Annotated in this window: 9 protein-coding genes; 6 read left to right on the plus strand and 3 right to left on the minus strand. The window is 72.9% G+C overall.

Annotation, left to right across the window (positions count from 1 at the left end; all coding sequences use genetic code 11):
* Nucleotides 1-116: 116 nt before the first annotated feature.
* The gene (locus ACZ6R9_RS23905) at nucleotides 117-2,882 is read left to right on the plus strand and encodes a helix-turn-helix transcriptional regulator (RefSeq protein WP_465540229.1); all 2,766 of its coding nucleotides are present in this window, start codon (nucleotides 117-119) and stop codon (nucleotides 2,880-2,882) included.
* A gap of 12 nt (nucleotides 2,883-2,894) precedes the next feature.
* On the opposite strand, the gene ACZ6R9_RS23910 is transcribed toward ACZ6R9_RS23905, so the two are convergent.
* Nucleotides 2,895-6,440: an NACHT domain-containing protein gene (locus ACZ6R9_RS23910; protein ID WP_465540230.1), complete on the minus strand. Its 3,546-nt coding sequence runs from the start codon at nucleotides 6,438-6,440 to the stop codon at nucleotides 2,895-2,897.
* Nucleotides 6,441-6,791: 351 nt separating this feature from the next.
* Between ACZ6R9_RS23910 and ACZ6R9_RS23915 the strand changes: the two genes are divergently transcribed.
* From ACZ6R9_RS23915 to ACZ6R9_RS23930, 4 genes are all read left to right on the plus strand, one after another.
* On the plus strand, nucleotides 6,792-7,070 hold the full coding sequence (locus ACZ6R9_RS23915) for a hypothetical protein (protein ID WP_380478751.1): 279 nt from the start codon (nucleotides 6,792-6,794) through the stop codon (nucleotides 7,068-7,070).
* A 349-nt stretch (nucleotides 7,071-7,419) separates the two neighbouring features.
* The gene (locus ACZ6R9_RS23920; protein ID WP_380478749.1) at nucleotides 7,420-7,689 is read left to right on the plus strand and encodes a hypothetical protein; all 270 of its coding nucleotides are present in this window, start codon (nucleotides 7,420-7,422) and stop codon (nucleotides 7,687-7,689) included.
* A 176-nt stretch (nucleotides 7,690-7,865) separates the two neighbouring features.
* Nucleotides 7,866-8,540 carry an HD domain-containing protein gene (locus ACZ6R9_RS23925; RefSeq protein ID WP_465540232.1) on the plus strand — a complete coding sequence of 225 codons (675 nt, stop codon included), beginning with the start codon at nucleotides 7,866-7,868 and terminating at the stop codon, nucleotides 8,538-8,540.
* Between the two features lie 292 nt (nucleotides 8,541-8,832).
* Nucleotides 8,833-9,594: a PP2C family protein-serine/threonine phosphatase gene (locus ACZ6R9_RS23930; RefSeq protein WP_465540234.1), complete on the plus strand. Its 762-nt coding sequence runs from the start codon at nucleotides 8,833-8,835 to the stop codon at nucleotides 9,592-9,594.
* Nucleotides 9,595-9,810: 216 nt separating this feature from the next.
* On the opposite strand, the gene ACZ6R9_RS23935 is transcribed toward ACZ6R9_RS23930, so the two are convergent.
* On the minus strand, nucleotides 9,811-10,341 hold the full coding sequence (locus tag ACZ6R9_RS23935) for an MOSC domain-containing protein (protein ID WP_465540344.1): 531 nt from the start codon (nucleotides 10,339-10,341) through the stop codon (nucleotides 9,811-9,813).
* 63 nt (nucleotides 10,342-10,404) lie between these two features.
* Complete coding sequence (locus ACZ6R9_RS23940; protein ID WP_465540236.1) at nucleotides 10,405-11,328, minus strand: LysR family transcriptional regulator; 924 nt, start codon at nucleotides 11,326-11,328, stop codon at nucleotides 10,405-10,407.
* A 97-nt stretch (nucleotides 11,329-11,425) separates the two neighbouring features.
* Between ACZ6R9_RS23940 and ACZ6R9_RS23945 the strand changes: the two genes are divergently transcribed.
* Nucleotides 11,426-12,157: a succinate dehydrogenase cytochrome b subunit gene (locus ACZ6R9_RS23945; RefSeq protein WP_380478739.1), complete on the plus strand. Its 732-nt coding sequence runs from the start codon at nucleotides 11,426-11,428 to the stop codon at nucleotides 12,155-12,157.
* Nucleotides 12,158-12,166: the final 9 nt, after the last annotated feature.

Below are 12,166 nucleotides of genomic sequence, written 5' to 3' on the forward strand. Positions count from 1 at the left end.
CGTCCCGGCGGACACCAACCGGGCAGTCTTAAAGGGGACTTAACGCCAAGTCGCGACAGTGTCGTGTTCATGTGACACCCTCGCGCGACCCGGGCGAAGGCGGCACACTGACCGCCATGACCGGCTTTCGCCCCGGCCCGGCCGGACCAGCCACCACCATGGCAGGTCCGGCCGAGCCCGCACTCGTCGACCGTGCGCACCTGCTCGCCGACATCCGTGCCACCCTCGACGCCACCGGCGGCGTCCTGCTCCACGGCCCGGCCGGCATCGGCAAGACCGCACTGCTCGACGCACTCGCCCAACAGGCCGACGCGGCAGGGGAGTCGGTCCTGCGCAGCAGCCCCACCGCCGCCGAGGCCGACCTGCCGCACCTCGCCCTGATCGACCTGCTCGGCGAGACCCTCCCCGCGCTCGCCGAGGAACTCCCCGGCCACCTGCGCCAGGCCCTCGAATGCGCGCTGCTCCACCGCGCCCCCCAACCCGGCGCCGCCACCGACCCGTTGGCCGTCCGGGTCGCCGTCCTGGAGACCCTGCGCCGACTCGCCGGGCGCCGCCCCGTGCTCGTCCTGCTCGACGACACCCAGTGGCTCGACGAAGCCAGCCGCCAGGTCATCGCCTTCGCCGCCCGCCGCCTCGCCGACCGCCGGGTCCGCTTCGCCGTCACCGAACGCACCGAACACGCCGACGCCGCCCCCACCATGGGCGCCCTCTGCCCGCCCACCGCCCGTGACCTCCCCGTCGGCCCGCTCGGCGAACGCGGCACCGGCGCCCTGCTGCGCGAACGGCTCGGCCTGCGCCTCAGCGGCCTCACACTCGGCCGCGTTCACGCCGTCAGCGGCGGAAACCCGTACTACGCCCTGGAGTTGGGACGCTCACTGGCCGCCGGCGGCAGCGACGCCGCGCTCGCCACCGACCCCGCCCGCCCGCTCGACGTCCCGCACCGGCTGCGCGCCCTGGTCTCCGCCCGCCTCACCGAACTCCCCGCCAACGCCCGCGCCGCCCTCACCGTGCTCGCCGCCGCCCGCACCGGCACCGGCCTGCCCGCCACCGTCACCGAACCCCTCGCCGCCGCTCTGCGCCACGGCATCCTCCGCCAAACCCGGACCGGCACACCGCAGTTCAGCCACCCGCTGATCGCCGAAGTGGTCCTCGCCGACGCCAACCCCGCCGCCCTGCGCGACGCGCACCGCCTGCTTGCCGCACTCACCGCCGACGCCGTCGAACAGGTCCGCCACCAGGCCCTCGCCGCCGAACACCCCGAACCGCACCTCGCCTCCCGCCTCACCCGCGCCGCCGACACCGCCCTCACCCGCGGCGCCCCCGGCACCGCCGCCGAACTCCTGCGCCACGCCGCCCACCACACCCCCGACCCCGACACCGCCGGACGCCGCCTGCTCGCCGCCGCCCGCAACGCGGCCGCCGCCGGCCTGCCCGACCTCGCCCGCGCCTGCGCCGAAGCCCTGCTCGGCGCCCCCGCCGCCGACCTGCGCGTCCACGCCCGGCTGCTGCTCACCCGCCTGCTCGGCCCCGACCACCCCGGCGCCGAAGCCCTGCTCACCGCCGCCGCCGACGACACCCGAGGCCACCCCGCCCTCACCGCCGCCGTCCACCAGGAACGCGCCGTCCGCGCCCTGCACCGCGGCGACCGGGCGGAAGGACTCGCCGAACTCGAAATCGCCGAGAAGCACGCCGACCAGGCCGACCACCCCGACCTGCTCGTCGAACTCCTCGCCCTGCGCGCCCCCATCACCCTGCTCACCGACCCCGCCCACGGCCTCGCCCTGCTCGAACGCGGCTGCCGCCTCGCCGCCGGCCGACCCCCCACCGCCGCCGCCGTCCGCTGCCGCGAAGGCCTCGCCGTCGCCGCCCTGCGCAGCGGCGACACCACCCGCGCTCTCGCCGAGGTCGAAACCCTGCGCACCGAAACGGAGGCCGCCGGCCGCACCGAGGACCTCGCCACCGTCCTCCACATCGCCGCCTCCGTCCTGGAACGCGCCGGCCGCTGCACCGAGGCCTACGCCGCCGGCCGCGCCGCCCACGACCTGCGCGAACGCATCGAACCCACCCCCGGCCCCGCCCGCGTCCTCGGTGGTGCCGCCGAACTCAACGGCGGCACCGCCGACCGCGCCGCCCGCCTCCTCGACTCCGCCATCCGCGCCGCCGAGGACGACCAGGACCACGAATGGCTCGCCTACGCCCACGGACTGCGCGGCCGCGCCTCACTGCTGCTCGGCCACCTCCCGTCCGCCGTCCAGCACCTCACCCGCTGCCAACTCCTGCTCCGCCGGATGCAGTTCACCGACCCCAGCCTGTTCCTGGTGGACGCCGACCTCGCCGAGGCACTCGCCCTCTCCGGCCGCCCCGCCGACGCCGCCGCCACCCTCGCCGACGCCCGCGACCGCGCCACCCGCCTCGGCCGCGAAGTCGTCCTGCTCGGCCTGCACCGCGCCGAAGCCCACCTCACCGCCCTCACCGACCCCCGCCGTGCCGCCGACACCCTGCGCGCCCTCCTCCCCGCCGCCCACCCCTACCCCCTCGAACTCGCCCGCGCCCAGCTGGCCCTGGGCACCCTCGAACGCCGCGCTCGCCGCCGCGCCGCCGCCCGTACCGCCCTCCAGGACGCCCACGCCCGCTACGCGGCAGCCGGCTGCCTGCCCTGGCTCCGGTACGTCGAGACGGCCCTGGCGTCCTTGGACGCACTGGAGGCCGACCCGACGCCGACACAGCAGCAGATCCTCGCGCTGATCCGGACCGGGGCGACGAACCGGGAGATCGCGGCGACGCTGCACCTGTCGGTGAAGGCCGTCGAGGCGAACCTGACCCGCCTGTTCCGCCAGTACGGGGTGCGGGGGCGGGCGGAGTTGGCGAAGTTTCAGGAGTAGACGGGGTGTTGGTCAGTCGACGACGATCCCGCCGAGACGGACGACCGTCGCGAGGGTCTCGTCGTCGAACCCGCAGTCCCGGGAGAACCGGGTGCCGCGCAGGCGCTCGGTGAGCGGGGCCCGGGCCAGCACCTCGCCGGTGCGGAAGTCGAGCAGCCACAGCTCGCCCATGGTGGTCACGACGGCGAGCCGCTCGCCGGCCGGGTCGGCCCAGATCCCGTTGACCGGCCAGCCGATGGTGCGCTCCCACACCGGATCGCCCGCCTCCGCCGTCATCGACCATGCCGTGATTCGCCCGAGTTGGGCGAGTACGGCCAGCCCGATTCCGGCCCGGAACACGAATCCTTCGAGGCCGGTGTCCCCGTCGATGCGCAGCGGCAGGCCCTCGGGTCGGACGAGTGCCTGCTGGGCAATGGCGTCGATCGCCATGACCGGACGCCCGCCGGGAACGATCAACGCGCTGTCGCCGGACCCCACCTGACTGAAGCGGTCGCCGCCGTGGTCCAGCACCGCGACGGTCCGCCAGCCGTCCGCCGCGTCACTGTCGGGCACGAGGTAGGACATCCGGTCGCCGTTGACGGCGATCACGCTCGCCCGGAAGTTTCCGCCGAGAAGCACCCAGTGCCGGGCACCGTCGGCAGGAGGAGTCCAGCGTTCGATCTCCTGGCCGGTCCGCGGATCGCGGAAGGAACCCTCCGTCGGCTCAAGCAGCAGCCGTCGGCCACGCCAGCGGACGGGCAGCAGCATCGACCCGTCGAGCACGGTGCTGCTGGTGGGCCGGCCCGCCCGGGTGTCGACCAGCCGACCGGCCTCGAAGTCGGAGGTCCACCAGACCGACTCGGTCCACTCGTGGAGGATCAGGGCATCATCGAGACCGAACCGCAGGGGAGGCCCGACCGGGAGGCCACCGGGCCAGTGCAAGGCCCGGTCGCGCCTCCAGGCCACGAGACCCCCGCCCGAGGTGAGCAGGCACTGCCAGCCCTCGGCGCTCCGGAGGATCGACCGAGACAGCTGCGCGCCCGTGAGATCGGCCCCGGAGAGGTCGGCACCCCTCAGCTCCGCCGCCGTGAGGTCCGCACCGCGCAGATCCGCGCGCGACAGCGAAAGCTTCCGGTAGGTCATCCAGATCCCGAAACCGGACAGGTCGAGCCCGGCCAGTGGAGCGTTCTCCAGATGGCCGTCGGCCTCGGCGAGCAGGCGCAGGCAGTTCAGCAGCGGCCTGCCCGAACTGCTCACCTGCGCCAGTTCCAGCAGCCGGGCGCGATGGTCCGGGTGTTCGCGGACCATGGTGGCCAGGAACTCGAACACCGCGTCGTCCGGCCCCAGCTCGCCGAAGGTTCCGGCCAGCGCTTCCGCCGGCTCGGGCGCGAACGCGGTCAGACCGGGCAGGCTCCCGTCCGCGCCGCGCGCCGCGAAGTGCGCGGACCAGGACCGGGAGCCGTCGCCCGCCGCCGCGCCGGGGACCCGCACGGCGTCCAGGAAGTCGCCCGTGAGCAGGCCGAGTTCACCCGCGAGCTTCAGCGCGACCAGGAACTCCAGCAGCGACTTGTGCGAGGGCCCGTAGTCGCCCTCCGCGTTGCGCACCAGCATGCCCTGGTTGCGCATGTCCTGCTCCCAGAAGTCCAGGTCCGCGTCACGCTGCACCACCGGGCCGAAGAACGAACGCAACCTCCCGGGAAAATCACGGTAGTTGAGGGTCAGCCGATCGGTGGAGAGCATTTCCCAGGCGACCTCGCAGAGGAAGTACAGCTTGTCGGCGCGGGAGGTGAAGGTCCGCTCGGCGTGGATGTCGCGGTCCATCTTCCGCCGCACCGCGTACAGGTAGATCCGGGCGAGGTCGATCTCCGCGCCCTGCTCGATCTCCGGCAGCGCGTCGATCACCAGCTCGGACATCAGCGGGCGCCGCATCAGCTCCCGAACGGTGGGATGCCGCATGACCTCGCGGACCTTGTCCTGCTTCAGCCGGTGCCGGAGCATCCGCTCGATCTGCTCGTCCTCGAACTCGACGAGCTGGACGATCTCGAAGATCGGGCCGTCCGCCGTCGCGCCGTGCCCGGCCGCGGTGATCTTCGCGCCGAACAGGTCGCGGGCCTCCCGGTCGTCCCGGAAATGCTCCTTGCGGCTGCTCAGCAGCACCTTCGCGCCCTGGTCCACCGCCGAGGCCAGCGACCAGAAGTTCGCCACCACGGTGTTGCGGTCGGCGCGCGCCGCCATCTCGTCGAAGCCGTCGAAGATCAGCAGCAGCCGGCCCATCCGGTTGAGCACCCGGACCACCTCGGCGCTGCGCAGATTCACCTTGTGCTTGTCGAAGAAGAACTCCGCCAACAGTCCCTGCACGGTGGTCTGCTTGACGTAGTCGCGCAGCGGTATCAGCAGCGGCAGCCGGGGCCGGGGCACACCGCGCCGCTTGGCGTCCCGCCAGGCCAGCACCATGGTGTGCGCCAGATGCAGCGCGAACCAGGACTTGCCCATGCCGAACTCGCCCAGCACGGACAGGTGTTGCTTGGCCGGCTCGTCCAACCAGCGGGCCACGTAGTCGTCCAGGCCGCCGTCCTGCCAGTGGTACCGACTGGTGGCGATCGGCTGCCCGGTGGCCGGGTCGATCTCGCTCTTCTCGCAGGACTGCGGCACGTAGCGGGTGTCGATGCCGCGCCGCCGCACCTCCTCCTCCACCCAGGCCAGGTACGGCTCGAAGTCGGCCTCCTCGTCGATCAGTTCGTCGAACGAGTAGCAGAACAGCCGGTCCTCGCTCGCGGCCGCCCTGGCCCGGGCCGCCGCGCTCACCCGCAGCCGCGCGATGCCCCAGCCCTCCGCCGCATCGGCCGAATCGGCAAGCCCGGCCAGCGTGTTGAGATGGTGCGGCCCCAACTCGCCCGCCACGCACAGCATCACCGTCCGGTCGAAGCGTCCCCGGCGCCGCGGAATATCCACCAGCAGCGCGATCGCGTCCTCCCCGACCGGCCACTGCGGCTGCCGGATCTCGTACCCGACCGCCCGGAACCACTCCTCGGCGTCCCGCGCCAGCCGCTGCGCCGGCGTGAGTTCGGCCCGCCCGGGCTCGATCCGCAGCCGCCGGCCCTCCTCCTCCTCCCGCGTCCGGCTCACCTGGCTGACCAGCGCCTTGACGGTCTCCTCCAAGCGCGCCTCGTGCGGCGCCCGCGTCCGGTCCACCACCTGCTCGAACGCGGCGGCGAACCCGTCCACATGCTCCTCGAATCCGTGTGCCAGATGCCCGAACTCCCCGGTCTCCCCGTTCCGTTCGACCGCCTCGGCGACCTCGCGGCGCACCCGCGCCAGATCCCGGAGCGCGAACGACCGGCGGAACGACCCGATCACGTACTCGTCGCGGAACACCGCGAGCACCGACTCCGCGCGACCCGCGCAGTACTCGATCAGCGTGACGGCGTAAATACCGTCGAAGTCCTGCGGCGGCTTCCGCGGATCCAACCTGACGGCCTTCAACGCCCGCAGCACCCGCTCCTGCCGCATCGCCGCATCCGTCAGCGGCTTCGCCACCAGCTTCCCGAGCACACCCGCCGCCGTCGCGACCACCGACATCCCACAGCCCCTTCGCTCCACCCGTCCCCGCCCGCACCCTACCGGCCCAACGGACCGTCAGTGAGCAGCGCAGTCAGTCGGAGACAAGCCCACCGAGCCGTACGATCGCATCGAGGGTCACGTCGTCTGCCGGGTGCGGCCGAATCCACCCCGTCTGCGCTTCCCGGGCGACCACCCAGGGGTGAACCTTCGGGACGCCCCTCCCTCGCCGCCGCAAGGGTCGCCGACGTCCCGTCAGGGCCGGACGGCCGCACGCTCCCTTTGCGGGCCTCCGGAACCCGTGGCTGTCTGGATTTCGGCAGGGCCACCACCGCGCCCCGCCACCGCCCCAACCTCTCGGAGGAGATTCTCATGCGTGCTCTCAAGCGTGTCCTGGCCGTCACCGCCCTCGCCGCCCCCCTCGTGATCGGCTGCGCCGGACTCGCCTCCGCCCACGAGGGCCACGAGGGCCACGAAGGCCCGGAGGCCCACTTCTCGCAGAACCAGTTCGTCGCCAACGAGGAGGGCGCCGGCGAGGCCCACGTGTTCTCCGAGGTCGACGGCGACGGCGTCGAGCACGGCGTCAGCTGCGTCTTCGCCGGTGACGAGGGCGTCGAGGGCTCCCACACCGAGTCCGGTGCCGACTTCTAAGGGCTGACCTCGACATTTCACCTTCAGGTGCCCGGCGGGAACCCCACCCGCCGGGCACCGTCGTGTGTCCCGGCCGGGCGTACTGCGGGCCCCGGGGCGCGACCACCGCGCCGCCGCGAGGAAGACCGACCGCCCGCCCGACCTGCACCACTTCTGCGTCGCCCGGCGGCCACCCAGGGGTGAACCTTCGATCTGCCCCGCCTGGGCGGGCACCAGGGCCCATCACGCCCCGTGAGGACCACACGGCGGCATGGCCCCTTTTGCGGGCCTCCGGAACCCGTGGCTGTCTGGATCTCGGCAGGGCCACCACCGCGCCCCGCCATCGACCAACTTCTCGAAGGAGATCTTCATGCGTGCTCTCAAGCGTGTCCTGGCCGTCACCGCCTTCGCCGCCCCGCTCGCCCTCGGCTGTGCCGGATTCGCGTCCGCCCAGGACAGCGTGGCCGCACACTTCAGCGAGGATCAGTTCGCCGCGAACCAGAACGGTGCCGGCGAGACCGAGGAAAGCTCCGTCGTGTCCCCCTACGGCGTCTACCACACCGACTTCGGGGTCTGGGCCGACGACACCGGTGTCTCCGGTGGCTTCAGCGACGCCGACGCCATCTGGCAGGACAGCTAGAACTGCGCGGTGGCGCCCGGTGGTTGGGGTTCCCGCCGGGTGCCGCCGAGTCTCGGTGCGTGGCGACCGGCCTGCGAGCCGCGCAGGTCGGTCGATCGCTGCCGGGACTCCTTCGGGGACGCAGTGAGCTGACGGTGCGTCAAAAGCATGCCTGGAGTCGTGGCACGATGGGCCGCATGAGCGACTCACCCCGACCCCTGCTGGTGGACAGTACGCCCTTCCCCGACGGCATCGACGATCGCCTGCGTGCCCAACTGACCTTCCTGGTGGAGATCGACCGGCTCAAGACGATCCTGCGGCAGTCGCCCCTGGTGGCGGCCGAGCGCCGCGAGAACGACGCCGAGCACTCCTGGCACCTGGCGATGATGGTCACCCTCCTCGCCGAGCACGCGGACGAGCCGATCCATGTCGGGCGCACCGTTCAACTCGTCCTGCTGCACGACCTGGTGGAGATCCACGCGGGGGACACGCCGCTGTACGACGCGGCGGCGGGCGTTGATCAGGCGGAGCGGGAGTCGGCGGCCGCGGACGAGTTGTTCGGGCTGCTGCCGAAGGACCAGGCCCGGTGGATGCGGGAGTTGTGGGACGAGTTCGAGGAGCGCCGCACACCGGAGGCGCGGTTCGCGAAGGCGATGGACCGGTTGCAGCCGCTGCTGCTCAACTGGATGGCGCACGGCGGCACTTGGCGCACCCCTGGGGTGACGGCGGACGACGTCCGGGCCCGCAAGGCGGTGATCGGTGACGCGTCGGCGGCGCTGTGGGAGGCCGGGCGGCGGCTGATCGACGAGGGCGAGCGGCGCGGCTGGTCACGGAGCGGCAGCGTCAGCGGCAGCAGCACCGAGCAGGGCTGACGGCACGACCACGAGGGGGCCGCGCGGGCCGGCGCCGCCGTTGACGGTGACCGTCGGGAGCCGGTGCAAGAGACAAGGAGTCCTGGTGGCCGCAGTACCCGCACCAGGACGGACCGGGCGCGTTCCAGCGGATTTCCTTGACGAAGAGAATTCCCGGGCCGTGAATTCCGCCCGAGTGGAGCGGAGGCAGCGCCCGGGCCCCCTCGGCAGGGAGCACCAGGTCGGATGTGCTTGGCTTGACGTCACGGCCGCGCAACGGATCGCGCGAGCGGGAGAGTTCGGAGAGAGGTGGATGGTCGTGCCGATCATCGCGGTGAGCGTGCTCAGTCACACGGGAGTGGTGCGTCAGCACAACGAGGACAGTGTGGCGGTCGGGCCGTGGACGCTCTGTGCGACGGCCACCGACAGCCCGCAGACCTTCTACTTCCCGCTCGGCGACACCGCTCTGACGGTGGCGGTCGCCGACGGGCTGGGCGGCCACCCGGGCGGCGACCTGGCCTCCTCGCTGATCGCCGGCCACCTCGCCTCGACCGGCACGGAGTTGACCGATGAACAGGCCGTTCGGGACGCGCTTCAGGCCGGCCACGCGACCCTGCACGACGCGGCCGACGCCGACCCCGCGCTGACCGGCATGAGCACCACGGTGGCAGGGCTGGCGCTGACCACCGAATCCGTGCTCGTGTTCAACGTCGGCGACAGTCGCGTCTACGAACTCACCGACACCGAACCGAAGTTGCTCAGCACCGACGACAGCCCGCCGCTCGCCGAGGGGCAGCGCACCACCCACCTGGTCACCAGCGTCCTCGGCGGCGCCACCCCCCGCGACGCCCTCCACCCGCACGTCACCCGCCTGCCCCTCCGCCGCGGCGCCCGCTACCTGCTGTGCACCGACGGCCTGAGCGACCCCGTCCCGCCGGAGCAGTGGACGACCCTGATCGCCGACGGCGACGCGGGCGAGGACGACCAGCACGCCGTCGTCGAGCTCTGGCGCGCCGCAATCCGCGCCGGCGGCCCGGACAACATCACCCTCGCCCTGGTCCGGATCGACGACTGACACGAGGCCCCCGACAGCCCGGGGGCCGCAGCCCCGAAATGGTGAACGGCCCGCCGGTTCGGCACGGTGAGTCGCTTTCGGTGGAGAAGCGGGCGGGAAGTCGACGGCCCCCCACCCCTTCGGCAGCGCCGTCCGGCTGCCCGCCCCGTTCGACCTGGAGCTCGGCACCGGCCGGTTCTGACCGAACCGCCTTCCCCGGCCCGGGCGCCGGGGCGGTCAGACGCGGTCGAGCGGGCGGTGCGGGCCGTCCGGCAGGGTGACGGTGATGGTGTCGCCGGGGTGGATCGGGCCGCCGGTGCGGACGATGCCCATGATGCCCGCCTTGCGGACCAGGTCGCCGTTGTCGTTGCGGAAGACCACCTGCTTGAGCAGGCCGTGCTGGAAGTTGTCGATCTGCGCGCAGGGGTTGCGCAGGCCGGTGACTTCGACCACCGCTTCGGGGCCGAGGTGCAGCAGGGCGCCGACCGGGAGGCCGAGCAGGTCGAGGCCGCGGGTGGTGACGTTTTCGCCCAAGTCGCCCGGGGCGACGGTGAATCCGGCCTCGGCCACCTCGTCGAAGAGCTCGGCGTGGATCAGGTGGACCTGGCGGAGGTTCGGCGCCGTCGGGTCCTGGGCGACCCGGGAGCGGTGCTTGACGGTGACGCCGGAGTGCACGTCGCCCTCGACGCCGAGGCCTTCGAGCAGGCGGATGCCGGGCCGGTTGGGCTTGCTGAAGGAGTATTCGCCCTTGCTGCTGACTGCCACCACGTTGCCGGACACCCGGACCGCCTTTCGTTGAACGAACGTTCCTTCCGTCAGCCTATGCGGCGGTCAGTCCGGTGGGAGCAGGCGGCTGCCCGGCGGGAGGGATCCGGCCCGGTCGGCGTCGACCAGGTAGGCGAGCAGGGTGCCGCGGAAGGCGCTCGCGGCGCGGGTCAGCGGGAGGTCGCGGCCGTGCGCGAGGGCGATGGTGCGGCCCAGGCCGGGCGGGGCGAAGGGCGTGGAGCCCAGGCCGGAGCGGGCGGCGACCATGCCGGGGACGACGGCGGGCCCGAGGCCGGCCCGGACGGCGGCCAGGACGGCGTCCATCTCGCCGCCCTCGACGGCGTACGTCGGCTCGAAGCCGGCCGCGCGGCAGGCGGCGAGGGTGGTCTCGCGGACGTCGTAGCCCTCCCGGAACATCACCAGGCCCTGGCCGCGCAGGTCGGTGATCCGGGCCCGGCGGCGGGGGAGCGGCTCGGCGGAGACCAGCACCAGGTCCTCGTGCAGCAGCGGCGTGACGGACAGGCCGGCGGGCGCGGCGGACGGCTCGGCGATGATCAGGGCGAGGTCGAGTTCACCGGCCTCCAGATCGCGGACCAGGTCGCGCGAGCCGCCCTCGGTCAGCCGCAGGTCCACGCCGGGGTGCAGCGCCCGGTAGGCGCGCAGCACCTCGGGCACCAGGCTGGCGCAGAGCGAGGGCGGCGCCCCGAACCGGACCCGGCCCCGGCGCAGCTGCACCGTCTCGGCGACGGCCCGCCGGGCGCTCTCCGCGTCGGCCAGGATGCGCCGGGCGAGTGGCAGCAGCGCCTGCCCGGCGTCGGTCAGCGAGCTGCCCGAGCGCGATCGGTGGAACAGCTCCGCGCCCAACTCCTGTTCCAGAGAGCGGATTTGTTGCGAGAGTGACGGCTGTGAGACGTGCGTCAGTTCGGCGGCCCGGGTGAAGTGCCGGGCGTCGGCGACGGCGACGAAGTAGGTGAGCTGCTGCAACTGCACACCGGCCATCCTAGGCAGCAATCATAGGAATCGCCTATCGTCGGCAGCGGTTTCATGTCTTGGACAGCGCCTGCGCGCCGGGCCTACCGTCATGCTCATGGCTTCTGCTACCCGGACAAACCGGGAGAACCGGACCCTCACTCCCGGTCGGCATCCGTCCGCCGCGGTGGCGCTGTGGCGCAGCTCCGTCGGCAAGAAGGCGGTGATGGCCGTCAGCGGGCTGCTGATGCTCGCCTACCTGGTGGCCCACATGCTGGGCAACCTCAAGGTGTTCTTCGGCCCGGACGACCTCAACGGCTACGCACACTGGCTGCGCACCATCGGCCAGCCGCTGCTGCACTTCGGCTGGTTCCTCTGGCTGGCCCGCGCCGTCCTGCTGGCCGCCGTGGTCGCGCACGGCGTCGCCGCCTACCAGCTCTCCCGCCGCGACCTGCGGGCCCGCCCGCAGCAGTACGTGCACCGGCGCCGACAGGCCGGCTACGCGACCCGGACGATGCGCTGGGGCGGGGTGATCCTCGGCCTGTTCGTCGTCTGGCACATCCTCGACCTGACCACGCTCACCGTGAATCCGGCCGCCGAGGAGGGGAACACGTACCGGAACATCGTGGCCTCGTTCTCCACCTGGTACGGCGGCGGAATCTACTGCCTGGCGATGCTCGCGCTCGGGCTGCACATCCGGCACGGGTTCTGGAGCGCCGCGCAGACCCTTGGCGTCAACAACCCGCGCCGCGACCGGGTGTTGAAGCTCGCCGCGAACGCGCTGGCGCTGCTGCTGACGGTCGGCTTCCTGTCGGTGCCGGTCTCCGTGATGGCGGGACTGGTCCGATGAACCACGACG

The sequence above is a fragment of the Kitasatospora sp. NPDC048662 genome (assembly GCF_055587065.1).

What these genes read in the sequence shown, in the direction of transcription:
- ACZ6R9_RS23930 (WP_465540234.1), top strand. Translation starts at nt 8,833, where the DNA reads ATGGTCGTGCCGATCATCGCGGTGAGCGTGCTCAGTCACACGGGAGTG.
- ACZ6R9_RS23945 (WP_380478739.1), top strand. Translation starts at nt 11,426, where the DNA reads ATGGCTTCTGCTACCCGGACAAACCGGGAGAACCGGACCCTCACTCCC.
- ACZ6R9_RS23925 (WP_465540232.1), top strand. Translation starts at nt 7,866, where the DNA reads ATGAGCGACTCACCCCGACCCCTGCTGGTGGACAGTACGCCCTTCCCC.
- ACZ6R9_RS23920 (WP_380478749.1), top strand. Translation starts at nt 7,420, where the DNA reads ATGCGTGCTCTCAAGCGTGTCCTGGCCGTCACCGCCTTCGCCGCCCCG.
- ACZ6R9_RS23910 (WP_465540230.1), bottom strand. Translation starts at nt 6,440, where the DNA reads ATGTCGGTGGTCGCGACGGCGGCGGGTGTGCTCGGGAAGCTGGTGGCG.
- ACZ6R9_RS23905 (WP_465540229.1), top strand. Translation starts at nt 117, where the DNA reads ATGACCGGCTTTCGCCCCGGCCCGGCCGGACCAGCCACCACCATGGCA.
- ACZ6R9_RS23915 (WP_380478751.1), top strand. Translation starts at nt 6,792, where the DNA reads ATGCGTGCTCTCAAGCGTGTCCTGGCCGTCACCGCCCTCGCCGCCCCC.